We start from the raw sequence: 17270 nt of genomic DNA, 5'->3' as shown, positions 1-17270 counted from the left end.
CTGGTCACGCCTTTGCCGCCCTTGTTATGGCCGCAGACGTACTTCATCGTGGGCCACACGCTGTGGCAGGGCATTTCCTGAACGGTACAGGCTATTTTAGCCCGTCGGCAAAACCTGGTTTGCAAAAGAATGGCGCCGAGAAGAAGGGAGGGGAATAGGACTCTGCCGTTCCGTAGTACTGTACTCTTCAGCCAAAAACGGCGCGGGCGGGCCTGTGAGGACGCCGGTCCGCGCCGGGTTAGAACTTAAGCTTCGTAATTGGCGCTGGCGAATTCCCAATTAACCAAAGCCCAGAATGCTTCCAGGTACTTCGGGCGCAGGTTACGGAAATCGATGTAATAGGCGTGCTCCCAAACGTCGCAGGTCAAGATCGGCGTTTTGCCGTCGGTCAATGGGCAACCGGCGTTGCTAGTGCTGACCAGTTCCAGGCCGCCCTTGTCATTTTTCACCAGCCATGCCCAGCCGGAACCGAACGTGGTGACAGCGCACTTGGTGAATTCTTCTTTGAATTTTTCGAACGAACCGAAGGTTCTCTCGATCGCGTTGGCCAAGCCGCCGGTCGGCTCGCCGCCGCCGTTGGGAGACAGGCTATTCCAATAGAATGTATGGTTCCAGACTTGGGCTGCGTTGTTGAACACGCCACCGGACGATTTTTTGACGATTTCTTCCAGAGACAAACCTTCGAACTCGGTACCCGGAACCAGATTGTTCAGGTTGGTCACATAGGTTTGGTGGTGTTTGCCGTAGTGGTATTCGATGGTTTCGGCGGAAATGTGCGGCACCAAAGCGTCTTTGGCATACGGTAATGCAGGTAATTCAAAACTCATCTTTAATTCTCCAGATTGATTGAACAGCAGCAGTGACTAGGTGCGGACCGGGTCCAACCTAATTACCTAGCATTATAATAAAGAATTATTCTGGTTTTAAAAAGCACATTTAATTCAATAGCTTAGTATTTTTAGAACAGATCGTAGGGCCGCGCCGGGCGTTGCCGCAACCAGAACCTTTAAAAACCCTAGAAAATCAAAGTGTTATAAAATAGCACCCGACAGTACCCACCACGCATTAGTTGATCATCACCACGCCGCCTTTCAATGTCAGCATGCCGTCGCCACTAACGGTAGTCTGTAAACCCTTCAGCTCTGCCTGGGTGTCGGCTTGGATTTTGACCATCATGCCTTTAATCGTCACGCCGCTCTGGTCTATCTTGATGCTGTTGGAGCCTACTTTCAGCTCTATGGATTGCGCAGCCTCTTCCGAAATGGCGCCGGCATCGAGCTTAACTGTCAAATTGCCCGATCCCAATTTGACGCTACGGTTACCGGAACTGACGGTCAATTCGTCGTTGCCTTGCTGAATCTCGACGGTGCGGTTACCAGTCTTGACCGTCAATTTATCGTTACCCTGATCCAGGGTCACGGTGCGGTGGTTATAGATATCTATGGTTTGATCGCCGGCATCTTTTTTATCGAACCCGATTTTCTGCACGTCGTTGTTCTCGACGATACGGGTAAAGTTTTTTTCCGCGTGCAGATAGATTTCCTCTTCACCATACTTGTCCTCGAACCGGAGTTCATTAAAGTTTCCGGTGCCGCCTTGAGGCGTGCTGCGAGTCTTGATACCACTTTGGGTTTTATTGGCATCCAGCGTGTACGGCGGCATATTGACGCTGTTGTAAACTCGGCCGGTGATGATCGGATTGTCCGGATTGCCTTCCAGAAAATCGACCACAACCTCCTGGCCGACTCGGGGTATGAACATGCTGCCCCAGTTCTTGCCGGCCCAAATCTGCGCGACGCGCACCCAACAGGAGCTATTCTCGTTTTTGGTGCCGAGCCGGTCCCAATGGAACTGGACTTTAACCCGGCCGTATTGGTCGGTCAGGATTTCGTCGCCCTGTCCGCCAACCACGACGGCGGTTTGCACGCCTTGAACCACCGGAACCCGCGTCAATCGGGGCGGGCGGTAAACATAAGACGTGTTGATCACCGAATAGGTACACAGGTACTCTTCCTCGCCGCCGGCACCGGAGTCGAAACCGTTATTGCGAATGCTGATGTCGGTAGACAACACCATGTACTGGCTATTCTGGTCGGCGCGGGGATATTCGGCCAAGCTGAACGTCAGACCGGTTGCCAGCCCTCTTACATTACCGCCGGCAAAGATCTGCTCGTGCTCGGAACGGGCCTGTTCCATCCGTAACCTGGCATAGCGCTCGCCTTCCGTAGAGGTTTTATATTCGCCAGGATAATCGTAAATTTCCTTCCCGGACTCCGCGTGCTCGCCATCAATCAACGACGCCACCTTCAAATCGGCAGTGGCGGCTTCGAAATCGTACTCGTTCAAGCGGTAACCGCCGCTTTGAATTTGCCGACTGAAAGTCCAGTCGAAAATATGTTCTTCGTCGCGCACGCCCTGATTGTCGGGCGGGTAATACTTGACCGTAGCATTGCCGGCAAGCGCCTGGTGCGCCTGCATGTTGTCGCACAATACCATGGTGTGGCTGCCGTTCTCGTGTTTAAAGTAGTAATAGATACCCTCCTCCTCCATCAAACGGCTGACCAAATTGAAATCCGTCTCCCGATATTGCACGCAGAACTCACGCTCCGGGTAGGTTTCGTTCAGATTCAGGGTCGGCACGATGCCGTATTCGCCAAGTATGCTCTTGACGATCTCGGACGCGGTGGTCGGCGCGGCTTGGTTGCCTTCGCCGACAGAAGGCGACAAAACCCGGCAATTGCTCGCCCTGGTCATCAACCAGGCTTTGGGGTGCAACCAGACCCGGTAGTTGTACAAGTCGCCCAGCATGCCGAGTTGATTGACCCGAGTGACGATACCGTTAAACCAGCGACTACCGCTGTTCTCCAATGCCAGTTGGACCGTCAAACCGGTACCCAATAAAGCTTTCAAATCGAGGGTACCGCTTTCGCTCAACAGTTCCAATTCGTATTCGAACAAGCGGCTGACGGTTTCGTTACCGGTCATCCGATAAAGTGCGAAAACACCATCGCCCAGCGCCGTGGTCACCTTGGCTACACGTTGATCTTGAGAGAGGGACATGTCGAAATCCTAAATGAAACTGTTGAAGAACCGAGCCCGGCGAGTTACCCGATCAATACGGTCGGGTAACCGACGACAATGGTGCCGCCGTGGGCGCAAGTGTCGCCCATACGGGCGGCCGGCATATTGCCAATCAATACTGTCGTGGAACCCATCGCAATGGTATCGGGAGGTCCGACGCAAACCGCCATATCTGTCGCACGGGCAGCGGGCATATTACCGATTAAAACGGTGGGGGCGCCGGGGCCTGAAATCGGCCCGCCCACATGGGGTACCGGTCCGGTGAACATTGGGCAAACATGCATATCGGTCAAGCGTGCGGCGGGCTGTCCCATATCGTCCCTCCATCAAGCCGCTTGCCAGACCCGGCCGTTGCCGCCGTTGGCGATATCTATACCTTGCTCCAGAAAGAACTGGTATTTGTCCTGGGATTTGTCCGGCTGCGTCAGCACAGCGGCCAGCATCACGGCCCCGGCCACAGCCTTACCGGTCAAATTGTCGGCCGGCGGCACGGCCGGTACGTTTTCCGGCGCCATACTGCCTTCACTCCAGAACGCCGCCATTGCCGCCCAAGCAGCCGGGTTTTCGAACGACGCATCGTGGGCTGCGCTGTTCGCCAATCTGCGATTGGGTTCGGTCGGCTTGAACACCCATAACTCGGCAGCCTCCAGGGCTTTCACCACTTCCGGCTTGGTATCCGGTCCGACCACGCTGCGGGCGCTGATGCAGGCCCACCAGGTTGCTTCCCGCTTGGGCAAGGCTCTTGCCAGAAACCGAACGGCATCGGGGAACAGTTTAAGTTCGATCAAGTTGCGCAAAAATGCCGCCGGCGCCAAGTCCTCGGCCAAACAACGTAACGCATCTGGCTCCAACTGAATATCCCGGCAAATTTGCGCCGCCGTGGGCATCGTCACTTTGCGTAAACTTACCGCAGTTGTCATGCTGTCTCCCATCTTCAACGAGTCTGAGTTCGGATTGTCCTGACCGTGATTACGCGTATCACAGGTAAAAATATTAACCGTTGAACGCCAAGTTAGCTACCCGGTTTACAGCTCAGCGAAAGGACCGATCTTTGCCCAATTCATTCGCAACTTCCCCCACCCACAATTGGCCTTCTCCCGGCGCTAATATTCAGCAATTTAATCGCCATTCCGGCATAGTCGCTCGTCAAACTTTCTATCCTGATTAAGTCGTCGGATTCGTTACGCTGCTGAATGACTCTAGTTCAACCTAGGTCGCTACCGCAGTATCGGTTATTGGCCACCTTAATAGAACAATCCGTTTTTACCGGCTTCCAATTACCCGATTTTTTGGGTTGTCGTTCGGACATTTTGATTACTCTTCAAGTAAACCCGATAAATTGCTTCAAAATCCCAGGGTTTAATATCTTTGATCGAATCGAAGCCATCGCCCCATGTGTAGTATTTGCCTCGTCCACCATAAATCCAGTGACCGAGACCGCCGTATTTGGAATTACCTTTAGCATGAGGTGACTTGACGCCGATTATTCCGGTTGCTGTCTGGCTCACCGTGGTTTCAAACGCTGCGTCCACGGAATACATTGTATTCAAGAAATGCACGATGGCTTCGGGCGGCAGCGGTAGGTTGATTTCCAATCCAGCCAATTTGTCTTCGGTCACCTGCGATTTGTCACCGGTTAACAGCTTGGTGATCTGGTCTTTGGTTTTGTGGTAGTCCCAGACTAGCTGTTTTCCGTCAGGCATACCAAAATCGGCAGCAAAGTCGATGATTTTTTGTTTGATCGGATCACCGGTCTGCTCAATCTTTTGCAACCAATTGCTCATAGCAATCAACACCGTATGGAATTGGGTATGATCGATCAGTTCGCGCCGTCGCGGCCCGGCTCTAAAATCGAATAGCAACATCATGCAGGCGTTGATACCGCAGATTCCCCACTTCTTATTTGTCGCGCTCAGCCCTGAAATCGTGCTCAAGACTCGTGTCTTACTCATTGACATGGTATCCACCCCGGTTAATTGTTAAAGTTTTCGAGTGCTTGGTTGATTCGTTGCTTAAAGGCGGTCCGGATTGCCGGTTTTTTCCTCTGCCGCTGCGATTGCTAATCGCTATCAGCCGGTCAACATATTGGTCTTAAACGGAAATAAACCTAGATGTTTGATCTGACCGGGGCCCAGGATTTCGTACTTCTGATAGAAAAAATTCCAGGTGCCGTTGATACGGATACCGAACGTCGTCAGATTTTTTCGAGTCTCGTCGGCAGATTTTCGGGCATACATGTGCGGAGTAATGTATGAGGTGCCGCTGCCCATCAGCGAATCGACCGCTTCGCCGTACTCTTCACCCAGACCGGAGGAATTCATATTGCCGTGGGTGACCATCACGTTACCGTCATCCGCTTGCGAACCAATTCCAAAGGTGCAACCGTTCATGGTCACGGTAAAACAGTAGTCCGCTTCCTGGTCCAAAATTTGATAATGCACTTTGTCCGGTGTGTAGTCACAGATATACGACTTGAAACCCGCCATGGCGTTGGCCGTCTGTTTCAAATTGTAAACAGGCACGGCGGCGCCTTTGTCGTTGACGCCTTTAAATTGCTGGTCAGGCGATAGTGCCACCAATTCGGCGCGTCCGTAGACAGTGGTGTTACGCAGAAAACCGGTCTTGATGATGCTAGATTCCATCAGATTCAATAATTCGCTGGGCGTCATGGACTACCTCAATGCACAGTGATGTTTCACGGAAAGGCGATTGCTTTAGGTCTGCTCAAAGTAAAGCCGGTACCGAACCGGGACTTCACCCCAAGGCCGGAAAATCTTCGACGTAGGACTTCTTGATGGTCTTGTCAATCGTCGTATAGGTACTAACCCGCTCCAGGTGAAAAATTTGCCGGACATTCCATTCGCTGGACCATCCCCATATGTACTGGAACTTTACGTCCTTGTAGACAGTAACCTGGTCGTTGCGCCGGTCGGCGAAGATGCCATAGCTCACGGTGTTGACAATTTCAACGACGGTTTCGCGGGTGTAGGTCCCCAACGAATCGCAATGAGCAAGGATCTGCTGTTCTTCCACTGAACTGACCACCAAGGTCGAATTGACACGAGTGTTGCGATCGTTAAGCCGTTTGACCGCCTCATCGATCAACTTTTCTTTGTTATCGCTCGGCGTGAAAACACGGATGTGATTCGTCAGGAACGCTTTTGCAAATTTGGCCATGATGAACTCCTCTGGGTGTTCGAATTGTATTAAGCTCGCGCCTTGAGGGAGGTCCCTCGCTGGCGTATGTTTCAGTAAACTGTCGGGCGCAAACCGGCTTGGGCCGGAAGCTCCCGGGCAAAGCGCCGGTCTTTCAGCCGGACGCTGACGATACTGGTGGCGCGGTCTTGGCAGGCGCGCCGCTTACGGAACGGCGCAGTCCGGCAGGATTACGCTAGTCGAAGCCGTAATTAAAATCCCCGTCCGACGCGCTCACGTTCACTCGTTCGACCGGCGTCCCCTGCATCATCCGGGTCAAAAACTCCTCGCTGATTTTCGGCAGGACGGTGTTGGTCAGGATCGCATCTATCATCCGGCCGCCGCTTTCCAATTCGGTGCAGCGGCTGGCGATCAGTTTGATCACGTCGTCGTCGTAGTTGAACGGGACCTTGTGGGTTTCTTCGACCCGCTTTTTGATCCGGTTCAATTGCAAGCGGGCGATCGCGCCTATCATTTCGTCGTTTAACGGATAGTACGGAATCACCACCAAACGGCCGAGCAGCGCCGGCGGGAACACCTTCAGCAACGGTTCGCGTAGCGCTTTGGCAATCCCTTCCGGTTCCGGCATCAGATCCGGGTCTTTGCACAGATTGGCGATCAGGTCGGTACCGGCGTTGGTGGTCAATAAAATCAGCGTGTTTTTGAAGTCGATGACGCGGCCTTCGCCGTCTTCCATCCAGCCCTTGTCGAACACCTGGAAGAAGATTTCGTGCACGTCGGGATGAGCTTTTTCGACCTCGTCCAGCAACACGACGCTGTAGGGCCGGCGCCGGACCGCTTCGGTCAACACCCCGCCCTCGCCGTAACCGACGTAGCCGGGAGGCGCACCTTTCAATGTCGACACGGTATGCGCTTCCTGGTATTCGCTCATGTTGATGGTAATGACGTTCTGCTCGCCGCCGTACAAGGCTTCGGCCAAAGCCAATGCGGTCTCGGTCTTGCCGACGCCGGACGTACCGGCCAACATGAACACGCCGATCGGTTTGTTCGGATTGTCCAATCCGGCGCGCGAAGTCTGAATCCGCTTGGCAATCATCTCCAACGCATGGCGCTGGCCGATGATGCGTTGTTCCAGATTGTCGGCCAATTTCAGCACGGTTTCGATTTCGTTCTTGACCATCCGCCCGACCGGAATCCCGGTCCAATCCTGCACCACGGCGGCGACGGCCTGATGGTCGACGGTCGGTAAGATCAACGGCGACTCGCCTTGTTGTTCACGCAATTGCGTTTGCAAGTCTTTCAATTCGGCCAACAAGGCATCGCGGTCTTCCTGCGCGTCAGTCGAATCGGTTGTTGGTTCGGCTGCACCGTCCACCGCATGTCCGGCCGAACGCAATTTGCTGCGCAACGCCAGAATCTTGCCGACCAATTCTTTCTCGGCGTTCCAACGCTCCTCCAAACCCACCAGCCGCTCGCGTTCGGCTACCAATTTTTCGTTGGCCGACTCTTCGCGGCCAACCACTTCGACACCGACGGTTTTTTCGCGGCCGATGATCGCCAATTCGGTTTCCAGCGCTTCGATACGCTTGCGGCAGTCGTCGACCTCGGCCGGCACAGCGTGCTGGCTGACGCCGACTCGGGCGCAAGCGGTATCCAACAGGCTGACCGCCTTATCCGGCAGTTGCCGAGCCGGAATGTAGCGGTGCGATAATTTCACCGCCGCTTCCAGCGCTTCATCCAGAATCAATACCTGATGGTGTTTTTCCTGTACTGAAACCACGCCGCGCATCATGCGGATAGCCTTGGCTTCGTCCGGCTCGTGGACTTGCACGACTTGAAAGCGGCGGGTCAAGGCCGGGTCTTTTTCGATATGTTTTTTATACTCGGCCCAGGTGGTCGCCGCGACGGTACGCAATTGGCCGCGCGCCAACGCCGGCTTCAACAGATTGGCGGCATCGCCAGTGCCGGCAGCGCCGCCGGCGCCGACCAGCGTGTGAGCTTCGTCGATGAACAGAATGATCGGTTTCGGCGAAGCTTGGACTTCTTCGATGACTTGGCGCAGGCGGTTTTCGAATTCGCCTTTCATGCTGGCGCCGGCCTGCAGCAAGCCGACGTCCAAGGTGCGCAAACTGACGTCGCGCAAAGACGGCGGCACGTCGCCGGCGACAATTTTCAAAGCAAAACCTTCGACGACCGCCGTTTTGCCGACCCCGGCCTCGCCGGTCAGAATCGGATTGTTCTGGCGGCGGCGCATCAGGATGTCGATGACCTGGCGGATTTCCTCGTCGCGGCCGACAATCGGATCAATCTTGCCTTGGCGGGCCTGTTCGGTCAGGTCGACGGTGAATTGTTTCAGGGCCTCCTGCTTGCCCATCGCCGCCGGCGCTATCGCACCGCTGGCCTCGCCCGGCGTCGCGGCGATATGGCTGCCGTCGGTTGCCGTTTGGCCGTCTTCCGGCGAACCGGCAATCACATTCGGCAGCTCGTCGGAGACGCTGTCCGGTTTCAGTTTTTCAAATTCACGGGAAATGCCGATCAGCTCGTTGCGCAGACCTTTGGTTTTTAGCATGCCGACCAGCAAATGGCCGCTACGTACCTGGTTTTCGCCGAATAACAGCGTGCCGTAGACCCAGCCGCGTTCGACGCTGTCTTCGATATGCGGCGAGAAATCGGAAATCGAGGTCGAGCCGCGCGGCAGCTTGTCCAGCGCTTCGGTGACTTCTTTCGCAATCCGCGACATGTCCAGGCCGTAATGCTTGATCGCCCGATGCAGGTCGGAGTCGGGCAATTGCAGCAATTGGCTCAACCAATGCACCAATTCGACGTAGGGGTTCCCCCGCAGCTTGCAGAACACCGTCGCGCTCTCGACGGCTTTGTAACAAACCCGGTTGAGTTTCCCAAACAGCTTGACTCGGCTAATTTCTGCCATCGCTACATTTCCTGTTCAAAAGTTAAGGTTGGTTTAACAGTTCGCCCCTACGGCGATAAATGGGTCGAGCAATAAATCGTCGGCGTCGCATTCGCTACTGCGCGGCCCCAGCCACATACTCCAGCCCAGTTGGGCATAGCCGTTCATACTGCGCTTATCCTGTTGCGGCGGCACACCCAGAGCCATTTCCGGCGGTACTTCTGCGCATTTCAATACCAATTGGGCATCCCACACATACTCATCACCGACGTAATTCCGTACGGCGGACTTGACTTGTTCGAACAATACCGCGCCCGGCAACAATGCCAAATAATCGGCCAACGCCATCGGCCCCAGTACGACCTTGAATTTGTGCTGACAACCCCAGACCGAAGCACCCAGTAAAGCGGTTTGGCCTAAGCTGGCAATTTCGGGACTTGCACCCAAGCGCGTTTGTTCGGCCGGTTGGATATCCATCCACTCGCCAACGAACTCCTCGATACGCACCCCTAGCCCCAGGACATCGGCAATCACGGCGCGCAATCCGTCGGGATGTTTGGTTTGGACGGAAAAATGGCCGGCATAAAACAGTTTCGCCCGATCCGCCAGCGCATCCCGCTGCTGGAAAGCTTCTCCGGCAACGCCCGCCAAGCTACCGACATAAAAAGCAAAGCGGTCGGTGTGCGGCCGATCGTAATGCACTTCCGGTCGAGCATTGGCCCAAGCCCGGTAAAACAGGCTGATCATGCGATGGTGAAACACATCGGCAAACCGGGCCAGGGTCGGGTCGTGATGGTGGCGCGCACGTTGCCGGGCGTATTCGGTCAAATGCAAGGGCAACGGACCGTTCGGGCCGAACAATCCCATAAAGTTGACTGCCAGCCGGGGCTTTGCCGAATTAGCACTCTCCGCGACGTAAGCCGAGATGGCCGACGCCGGAAACTCCAATCCGGGTTCCTGAGACAAGCGGATCGCATCATCCCCTGCTTTCAGACTTTCGCCCAACCGCGGCTTGTCCGGGTGCAAGGTTTCTATCAAACGCAAAGCTTCGAAAAAATCGAAGCGATCCGCGGCTTGCCGCAATTCGTCGATCAAAACGTTTGGCGGCATCCCATCCTCACCGGCCATCTGGCCACTTCGCCGCGGTCGGTAGTCCGAATCGCGGTTTCGACGAAGGAATTGATCGACACGTAACGGGCAAAGAACTGCTCCAGCACGGTACCCATTAAGAAATACCCGCCGCCTTCGAAGGCCGATTCGTCGAGCAATACCGATATTTCCAGGCCGCGGCCGAACACCATCGGCCCTTTGGAATCGATGCGCCTGACTACATTCTTGGAACCCACCGAAATCACGCCCTCGATCTGTTTTTTGATCGCCGGCTCGCGGCTATCCGCATACAGGCCCAATAATTCCCGCAATGCGGCGGCGCCGGTTTTCTGGTCGCTATCGATCAAGGACAAGTAATTCAGCGACAAATGGTTGATCAAGCGCCACACCGTATCCGACTCGTAGGCTGCCGGTAGCGGCCGGGTTGGCCCGGCGATACAACGGATCGATTTGACCGGCGCACTGATCTGGAGCGTAAAGTCGGTATCGCCCAAACCAACCGGCATGACCAAAGGCAAATCGCGGTTGGTGCAGAGCGTCTCGACGCCCAACTGCGCCAATTTGGTGGAATAGGGGGCCTCGGTCGCGTCGACCAGGGCGATAAACACTTCGCTGCCGATGTAGCTGGAACGCACGCCTTTGCGGCGCTGTTTGGACGACAACACCCGCTTCGTCCGCCTTAGCGCATAAAATGCGGTTTCAGCCTGATTCTGGTACGCCGATTTGGAACCGTAGAACGGCAGAAATGGTTGCTCGCCGGCTTGGTCGTTTCCGTAACCGCAAACCTCGTTAACGCTGTACACTTCGAAATCCATCGGCCGGCTGCGGTCGACTACCAAATGGTATTCGGACTGGCGATGGTCGACGTGCATGCGGTCGGCGCGCTTCGGGAACAAATTGATAGCCGGCGCGCAAAACAGCGCCAAATTGTTCTGGTCCAACGCGTTGACCAGTTGCAAATCGCTGCGGTCCAACAGCACGAACAGCTCCAGTTCCTCGCTGTCGCAGGCCGCCGTCAACTGATTCAACCGCTCCAACTCGACAAACAGGTAGCGATCCGGAAACGCGAAATATTCCTGCAATATCCGGTAACCGTCGAACGAGCGCGGCGTTTGCCTGAGCAACGCCTCTTCCTGATTGAAGCCCATGCCACGCGCCACCCGGCCGTTGGCGTATTCGAAACCATGGGACGCGCCGACTTTGAATTTTGCGGCCAAGCCCACCGCGTTGGCCAAAAACTGCTCGTACAAGCGGTAAGGAATATTGCCGGAACCGCGCAAGAACAAGGGCAAGTTTTGCAGCGGCATCTTGCTGAACTTAATGCCGCCGACCGTACGCAACACGATGCGGAATGCGGCCTTGACCGTCGGCGGATAGCGTCCCGGTGTCAGCCCGCTGCTGGAAATCGCCGCCAAACTGGGCAAATATTCCAATTGCGCCAGTTGCAGCGGCCAAAGTTGCACCGGTTGCGAAGTCCTATATTCGCAGGCGGTTTGTTCGCCTTTCGCAATCAAGCTGCGCAGCACAGTATCCTTAGCAATGGTCAATCCTTCCGCTAACGCCGCCTCGGCCAGATCCGGCTTGAATTCCACCACCGTCATCGACGGCGTCGCCGACAAATAATGCGGATAGACGATTTGCAATAACTGCTGGGTAAAATTCGGAAACTCGGCGTCGACTTTAAGCTGTACCCGCGCCGCCATGAAGGCAAAGCCTTCGAACAGCCGTTCGACGTAAGGATCGGAACACTCGAAGGTATCCAGGCCCAGGCGGCCGGCAATTTTCGGAAATTCGGCGGCGAATTCGGCCCCGACTTCCCGCACGTATTGCAATTCGCGGTTGTAGTATTTCAGCAGTTTCGGATCCATTGCCGCTTATTCCAATTCCTGAATACTCATTTCCCCGGTCTCCAGATCGAGGTCGCTACGGATAAACAAATGAATCGGCAAGGGCTGCGCCCACAGGTCGCCTTCGATAGTAAAAGACAGGGCTTTGTTGCTCATTTCCTCATTGTCCTTCACCAGTTCCACCGATAGCGAATCCGGCAAGATGCGCGGTTCGAAACTCGCTATCGCCTGTTTAACCTTTTTCTGGATCTGTTTCGCATCGATTCCGGTTACCGATACGCCGGAAAACACCGGCGAACCGAAGTTCAAAACCGAATTAGCCACGCACGGGTAGTCGCCGAGATCGATCATGCTTTCCAAGGCCGCCGTGTTCAGCAACCAACTTAAATCGCGCAGTACGCTTTGCCGGAGCTGGCGCATCGACATGACGCGCTGTTCCCGGCTTTCTTTTTGGTTCTCCGGCGCATCGTCGGTCAAGCGGTCCAACAAGGACGGCTGTAACCGCTCTGCGTGAAGCAAATCGGCCATTATTGCGGTTCCGTTGCAGCGGCCAGTTCGATGCTGCGCACATCCAACAGCGCATAATCGTCGACATCGGTCGCCAATAAACGTTGGCCAAGGCCGTGCGCAGCGTCTGCCGCTACCGACTGCCAGTCGGTGAGTCGAGACAGGCGAATCCGCGCATCGTCGGCCAGTTCCGAACCGGGGTAACGCGACGGGATAAAGCCTTCGGCTTCGCCGCCATTAACCCAGGTGAAATGGGCAGGCAGCCAGACCAAATCGCGCAAGTCGGTCGGCTGTTCCAACTGAATCTTGCTGATTTGCATGAAGGGAATCCAATAATAACGGCCGTTGATAATGGCCTCCAGACAAGGGCCGAGCCGGACGTCGGCATCCGCGATCCAGGCGAACGGGGTACCGTCGATGGAACCGGGCGTAGCCGGCGCCTGTTGCATGGCTTGGCTGCGTAATTCGGCGGCGTGAGCGTGATTGCCGTCGCTTTCGAGTTTCAAAGCTTCCAGCATCAGTGCCATCCATTCCTGCGGTTGGCCGAAAACCAAAGGTGTCTTGCGGGCGGCAAATACTTCCTTGCGCAAGGCCTCGCACTGTAAAACCTGCTCGTAGGTGCTGACCATCAGTAGAGTCGATGCATCCAGATCGCGCAACACATTGAGTTGGTTGAGGGCCTTGTCCCACCAGCCGGATACGCAATACAACTGGAACAATAAAACCCGCAGTTTGGCGTCCGCCGGATTCTGGCGAATCTGTTGCTGAGTTTGCTGCAAAGCGGGATCCAGTTCTCCGTTTGCAATCAGTTGCGAAACACTGAGCATGACTTCTCCAATGGGGCGGAAAAATATCCCCGGCAACGCAAAGGCTGCCGGGGACGGCGATTAAAGGGCTTGGTTTTTCTTCAAGTCCCAGCCTTTGAATGCGCCGGCGGTGGCTGATTTGCCTTCGCCGAAGGTGCTGTACTTCATTTTGGCCTGGTTGAAGTTGATGGAAATCGATTCAGAGGGACGCTCGCCGCCGCTGCTTTGGCTGTAGCCGCTGACGATGGCTTCCGAAAGCTCGATCTCCAAAAAAACCTGTTGTTTAGTATCGGCACCGGCGGTTTGAATGAAATGAATCGTCGCAGTGCCCAAGCTCTTGCCGCAAATGGCCTGCATCCACAAGTCCACGGACGCAACGTCCATACTTTTGGTCATGGTCACTTCCGAAAAAGACGGATTGCTGGTATCCCGGTCTTTACCGGCGCCGCTGGTGCTGATCGCACGGCCTACGCCCCACTGCACGGAATCAATCGTGATCCAATCCGCGTGGCCCTCGACGGTACTGTCGCCTTTAATTTCGGTTGCAAATTTCAATAAAATCATACTGCTCTCCTTTCCACTTTGGTCATTAAAACAAACGGGTATGCCACCCGGGATTTATAGGTCCCGGCAATGCGGGATTTATAAAATTTCTTGCCGCTCACCGCGGCGAGCCGAATGCTCATCACAACAATCCGCAAGGCATCCGGCTCGATCAAGCAACCCAATTTATCCTTTCTGCGACGGCAATTTGGATGTCAGACGCAAAGATACCGTCAGGCCTTCCAATTGGTAATGCGGCCGCAGGAAAAACTTGGATTGGTAATAGCCAGGATTGCCTTCCACTTCCTCAACCACCACTTCGGCGCCGGCCAAAGGCCGTCTGGCTTTGTCTTTTTCGGTGGCGACGGCCGGATTGGTCAGCACATATTGGCTGATCCAGGTATTCAACCAGGACTCCATATCCTCCCTTTCCTTGAAAGAGCCGATTTTGTCGCGGACGATGCATTTCAGGTAATGAGCGAAGCGGCAGGTCGCGAACAGGTAAGGCAGGCGCGCGGCCAAATTGGCGTTGGCGGTTGCGTCCGGATCTTCGTATTCGGCCGGCTTTTGTAAGGACTGTGCGCCGATAAACGCGGCAAAGTCGGTATTCTTCTTATGCAGCAAAGGCATGAATCCGCTTTTCGCCAGTTCCGCTTCGCGGCGGTCGGTAATCGCGATTTCGGTCGGGCATTTCATATCGACCCCGCCGTCGTCGGTCGGAAACGAATGCACCGGCAAACCTTCCACTGCACCGCCGGACTCGACGCCGCGAATCTGCGAACACCAGCCGTAATATTTGAACGAGCGGTTGATGTTGACCGCCATCGCGTAGGCCGCGTTGGACCAAGTATATTTGCCGCTGTCGGCTCCGGAAGTATCTTCTTCGAAATCGAATTCTTCGACCGGATCGGTTTTGGAGCCGTAAGGCAAACGGCTCAGGAAGCGCGGCATTGCCAACCCGATGTAGCGCGAATCTTCCGATTCACGTAGCGACCGCCACGCGGCGTACTCGGGTGTCTGGAAGATTTTGGTCAAGTCGCGCGGATTGGCGAGTTCAGACCAGCTTTCCATTTGCAACACTGAAGGCGCGACACCGGAGATAAAAGGCGTATGCGCCGAAGCGCTGATCTTCGCCATCTCGCCGAGCAATTCGACGTCTTGCGGGCTGTGGTCGAAATGGTAATCGCCAACCAAACAACCGAAAGGTTCGCCGCCGAAGGTACCGTACTCTTCTTCGTACAGCTTTTTGAACAGCGGACTTTGGTCCCAGGCGGTCCCTTTGAATTTTTTCAGGGTTTTGCCCAGTTCGTTTTTGGAAATATTCAACACCTTGATTTTCAACATCTCGTCGGTTTCGGTGTTGTTAACCAAGTAGTGTAAGCCGCGCCAAGCCCCTTCCAGTTTTTGGAAGTCTGGGTGATGCAAGACCAGATTCAATTGTTCGGTGATTTTTTGGTCCAGACTGGCAATGATGGCCTGGATCGATTTGATGGCATCGTCCGAAATTTTCGCGACGTCCTTCAAGGCGTATTGGGCCAGGGTCGCTACGGCGGTATTGACCTGATTCGCCGCCTCGGTACCCGGTTTGAACTCCTTGGCCAGCAATGCGGAGAAATCGTCAAACTCCAGGGTTTGGGTTGCACCTTGCGCGCTTTGCGATTCTAATTCTGCCATGGCTTATTCCCCTTGCCCTTCGGTGGTTTCAGCTCCGGATTCGGCTGGCTTGGCCGATGCCGCCAAGGTTTGCAGCAAGGTCGGATCGTTAATTAGTTTGGCGATCAGTTCTTCGGCGCCGGTTTTGCCGTCCATGTAAGTGATCAGATTCGACAGCTGAGTTCTGGCCTCCAGGATTTTATCCAGACCGGCGACCTTTTTCGCGACCGCGGCCGGCGAGAAATCGTCCATGCTTTCAAAGGTGATATCGACGCTCAAATTGCCTTCGCCGGTCAGGGTATTGGCGACCTGGAACGCAACGCGCGGCTTCATCGATTTCAAACGATCGTTGAAATTGTCGACGTCGATTTCCAGCAATTTGCGGTCGGCCACGGGAGCCAACGGTTCGGAAGGCTTGCCGGACAAATCGGACATCACCCCCATCACAAACGGCAACTGTACCTTCTTCTCCGAACCATACAATTCGACATCGTATTCAATCTGCACCCGGGGCGCCCGGTTTCGCTGTATAAATTTCTGACTACTCTCAGCCATGTTCTTCTCCAGTTGAAATAGTAAACAACAGTAACACTTTAGTTCAGATCGGGACCTTTGATTAGATCAATTTGCGACAGCGCATCCGGCATCAGGTTATTGACTATGCTGAGGAAATCCGCGGTAGCAAGATACTTGGCACGTTGCAACAAAATAGGCACCGGGCTAGAAGGCTCGTAGTCGGCGTAATATTTGCAGAGCAAGTCTAACGTCCGAACGACATCCGCACGCGACTCTATCGCCCCGGACACTTGTTTGACTTTAGCCGGGGCGCTGCCACCGGTTGCGCCGACTTCGTCTTGCTCGGCATTCTGTTCGGTGCTTTCGGCTTCGCTTTCCAGTCGGCTGCCGGCGAGTTGGTCGAACTGGTAACTGATTTCTTTAAGCAAGGATCGGAGCGCCGACAAATTGGCGCCCTGGCCAACACCTACTTTTTCGCTGACAAAATTCTCTAACTGCGCCACGCTGGCAATACTCTCGCCGATCGCCCGGAACGTTGCGCCCAATTCCTCACCGTCCACATCCAAAAATGCGGCCTTGATGGCGTTGATATCGGGTTTGGCAACGCCTTCCGGCGGCTCCAACTTATCGGTCGCATACTGAATGTCGCGTGAACAGAAACGGCCTACGGCTTTGGATTCGACCAGCGGCGTCAAACTTAAGGGCCGGATGATCCAATCGAAATTCACTAACTCTTCGATGATATTGATCCGCAACGTCGGATCCAGGCCGTCGTCCGGGTCGAGTTGCGGGTGAATGCTATCCCAATACCGATTCACCGACTCCTGCAACAGACCGAGCCCGTCGCGAAAACCGGTCAAGCCTTCCAACGGAATCAACGCTCTGATCAAGTACAAAATCACCTGCAGATCTCTGGATCTCTCCAACAATGCCAGGGTTTGTTTTTGGATATCGCGCCAGTTGGGCGGCATCGCTTTTTCGCCGGTAAACTGATTTTCCGGCGTGCCTTGAATATCGGTGTCCAACGCAATCCGGGCGGCGTCATATTCCAAGTTGTCGCCGCAGGGGTTATCCGGGCTTATTTCGTTTAACAAGCCTGATAAATCGGCCATGTTCTATTCTCCAAATCGGTAAAATCCAGCA

The 17270-nt window shown here is 54.8% G+C and carries 16 protein-coding genes; all 16 read right to left on the bottom strand.

Annotated elements, in window-relative coordinates:
- Nucleotides 1–245: 245 nt before the first annotated feature.
- Complete coding sequence (gene sodB, locus C2U68_RS08430; RefSeq protein WP_140912047.1) at nt 246–827, bottom strand: superoxide dismutase [Fe]; 582 nt, start codon at nt 825–827, stop codon at nt 246–248.
- 238 nt (nt 828–1065) lie between these two features.
- Nucleotides 1066–3060, bottom strand: a complete 1995-nt coding sequence (locus tag C2U68_RS08425; protein ID WP_140912046.1) for a type VI secretion system Vgr family protein — start codon at nt 3058–3060, stop codon at nt 1066–1068.
- Between the two features lie 44 nt (nt 3061–3104).
- Nucleotides 3105–3350 carry a PAAR domain-containing protein gene (locus C2U68_RS08420; RefSeq protein WP_313901409.1) on the bottom strand — a complete coding sequence of 82 codons (246 nt, stop codon included), beginning with the start codon at nt 3348–3350 and terminating at the stop codon, nt 3105–3107.
- A gap of 57 nt (nt 3351–3407) precedes the next feature.
- Entirely contained in the window at nt 3408–4001 is a 594-nt protein-coding gene (locus C2U68_RS08415) for a DUF6931 family protein (RefSeq protein ID WP_140912044.1), read from the bottom strand.
- Between the two features lie 357 nt (nt 4002–4358).
- Nucleotides 4359–5033 carry a hypothetical protein gene (locus tag C2U68_RS08410; protein WP_140912043.1) on the bottom strand — a complete coding sequence of 225 codons (675 nt, stop codon included), beginning with the start codon at nt 5031–5033 and terminating at the stop codon, nt 4359–4361.
- 117 nt (nt 5034–5150) lie between these two features.
- The gene (locus tag C2U68_RS08405; protein ID WP_140912042.1) at nt 5151–5750 is read right to left on the bottom strand and encodes a hypothetical protein; all 600 of its coding nucleotides are present in this window, start codon (nt 5748–5750) and stop codon (nt 5151–5153) included.
- A gap of 85 nt (nt 5751–5835) precedes the next feature.
- The gene (locus tag C2U68_RS08400) at nt 5836–6258 is read right to left on the bottom strand and encodes a hypothetical protein (protein WP_140912041.1); all 423 of its coding nucleotides are present in this window, start codon (nt 6256–6258) and stop codon (nt 5836–5838) included.
- Between the two features lie 214 nt (nt 6259–6472).
- Entirely contained in the window at nt 6473–9166 is a 2694-nt protein-coding gene (gene tssH / locus C2U68_RS08395) for a type VI secretion system ATPase TssH (protein WP_140912040.1), read from the bottom strand.
- Between the two features lie 33 nt (nt 9167–9199).
- Nucleotides 9200–10255, bottom strand: a complete 1056-nt coding sequence (gene tssG / locus C2U68_RS08390; protein ID WP_260839268.1) for a type VI secretion system baseplate subunit TssG — start codon at nt 10253–10255, stop codon at nt 9200–9202.
- Complete coding sequence (gene tssF, locus C2U68_RS08385) at nt 10237–12123, bottom strand: type VI secretion system baseplate subunit TssF (protein WP_140912038.1); 1887 nt, start codon at nt 12121–12123, stop codon at nt 10237–10239. The genes tssG and tssF overlap by 19 nt, the downstream gene beginning before the upstream one ends.
- A gap of 6 nt (nt 12124–12129) precedes the next feature.
- The gene (gene tssE, locus C2U68_RS08380) at nt 12130–12630 is read right to left on the bottom strand and encodes a type VI secretion system baseplate subunit TssE (protein WP_140912037.1); all 501 of its coding nucleotides are present in this window, start codon (nt 12628–12630) and stop codon (nt 12130–12132) included.
- Nucleotides 12630–13436, bottom strand: coding sequence for a type VI secretion system accessory protein TagJ (locus C2U68_RS08375; protein WP_140912036.1), 807 nt, complete (start codon nt 13434–13436; stop codon nt 12630–12632). The genes tssE and C2U68_RS08375 overlap by 1 nt, the downstream gene beginning before the upstream one ends.
- A gap of 60 nt (nt 13437–13496) precedes the next feature.
- Nucleotides 13497–13979, bottom strand: a complete 483-nt coding sequence (locus C2U68_RS08370) for a type VI secretion system tube protein Hcp (protein ID WP_140912035.1) — start codon at nt 13977–13979, stop codon at nt 13497–13499.
- 165 nt (nt 13980–14144) lie between these two features.
- The gene (gene tssC, locus C2U68_RS08365) at nt 14145–15632 is read right to left on the bottom strand and encodes a type VI secretion system contractile sheath large subunit (protein ID WP_140912034.1); all 1488 of its coding nucleotides are present in this window, start codon (nt 15630–15632) and stop codon (nt 14145–14147) included.
- Nucleotides 15633–15635: 3 nt separating this feature from the next.
- On the bottom strand, nt 15636–16166 hold the full coding sequence (tssB, locus tag C2U68_RS08360; protein ID WP_140912033.1) for a type VI secretion system contractile sheath small subunit: 531 nt from the start codon (nt 16164–16166) through the stop codon (nt 15636–15638).
- Nucleotides 16167–16204: 38 nt separating this feature from the next.
- A complete protein-coding gene (tssA, locus tag C2U68_RS08355) occupies nt 16205–17239 on the bottom strand; it encodes a type VI secretion system protein TssA (RefSeq protein WP_140912032.1) in 1035 nt (344 codons plus the stop codon).
- Nucleotides 17240–17270: the final 31 nt, after the last annotated feature.

Origin of the sequence: Methylomonas koyamae, assembly GCF_006483455.1 — a bacterium.
Taxonomy (GTDB): Bacteria; Pseudomonadota; Gammaproteobacteria; order Methylococcales; family Methylomonadaceae; genus Methylomonas; species Methylomonas koyamae_B.
The sequence above is the reverse complement of the archived record's forward strand: the minus strand, read 5'-3'. Positions and strand labels throughout refer to the sequence as shown.

Excerpts from the sequence above, each read along its gene's own strand:
- sodB (WP_140912047.1), bottom strand. The coding sequence starts at position 827 with ATGAGTTTTGAATTACCTGCATTACCGTATGCCAAAGACGCTTTGGTG.
- C2U68_RS08425 (WP_140912046.1), bottom strand. The coding sequence starts at position 3,060 with ATGTCCCTCTCTCAAGATCAACGTGTAGCCAAGGTGACCACGGCGCTG.
- C2U68_RS08420 (WP_313901409.1), bottom strand. The coding sequence starts at position 3,350 with ATGTTCACCGGACCGGTACCCCATGTGGGCGGGCCGATTTCAGGCCCC.
- C2U68_RS08415 (WP_140912044.1), bottom strand. The coding sequence starts at position 4,001 with ATGACAACTGCGGTAAGTTTACGCAAAGTGACGATGCCCACGGCGGCG.
- C2U68_RS08410 (WP_140912043.1), bottom strand. The coding sequence starts at position 5,033 with ATGAGTAAGACACGAGTCTTGAGCACGATTTCAGGGCTGAGCGCGACA.
- C2U68_RS08405 (WP_140912042.1), bottom strand. The coding sequence starts at position 5,750 with ATGACGCCCAGCGAATTATTGAATCTGATGGAATCTAGCATCATCAAG.
- C2U68_RS08400 (WP_140912041.1), bottom strand. The coding sequence starts at position 6,258 with ATGGCCAAATTTGCAAAAGCGTTCCTGACGAATCACATCCGTGTTTTC.
- tssH (WP_140912040.1), bottom strand. The coding sequence starts at position 9,166 with ATGGCAGAAATTAGCCGAGTCAAGCTGTTTGGGAAACTCAACCGGGTT.
- tssG (WP_260839268.1), bottom strand. The coding sequence starts at position 10,255 with ATGCCGCCAAACGTTTTGATCGACGAATTGCGGCAAGCCGCGGATCGC.
- tssF (WP_140912038.1), bottom strand. The coding sequence starts at position 12,123 with ATGGATCCGAAACTGCTGAAATACTACAACCGCGAATTGCAATACGTG.
- tssE (WP_140912037.1), bottom strand. The coding sequence starts at position 12,630 with ATGGCCGATTTGCTTCACGCAGAGCGGTTACAGCCGTCCTTGTTGGAC.
- C2U68_RS08375 (WP_140912036.1), bottom strand. The coding sequence starts at position 13,436 with ATGCTCAGTGTTTCGCAACTGATTGCAAACGGAGAACTGGATCCCGCT.
- C2U68_RS08370 (WP_140912035.1), bottom strand. The coding sequence starts at position 13,979 with ATGATTTTATTGAAATTTGCAACCGAAATTAAAGGCGACAGTACCGTC.
- tssC (WP_140912034.1), bottom strand. The coding sequence starts at position 15,632 with ATGGCAGAATTAGAATCGCAAAGCGCGCAAGGTGCAACCCAAACCCTG.
- tssB (WP_140912033.1), bottom strand. The coding sequence starts at position 16,166 with ATGGCTGAGAGTAGTCAGAAATTTATACAGCGAAACCGGGCGCCCCGG.
- tssA (WP_140912032.1), bottom strand. The coding sequence starts at position 17,239 with ATGGCCGATTTATCAGGCTTGTTAAACGAAATAAGCCCGGATAACCCC.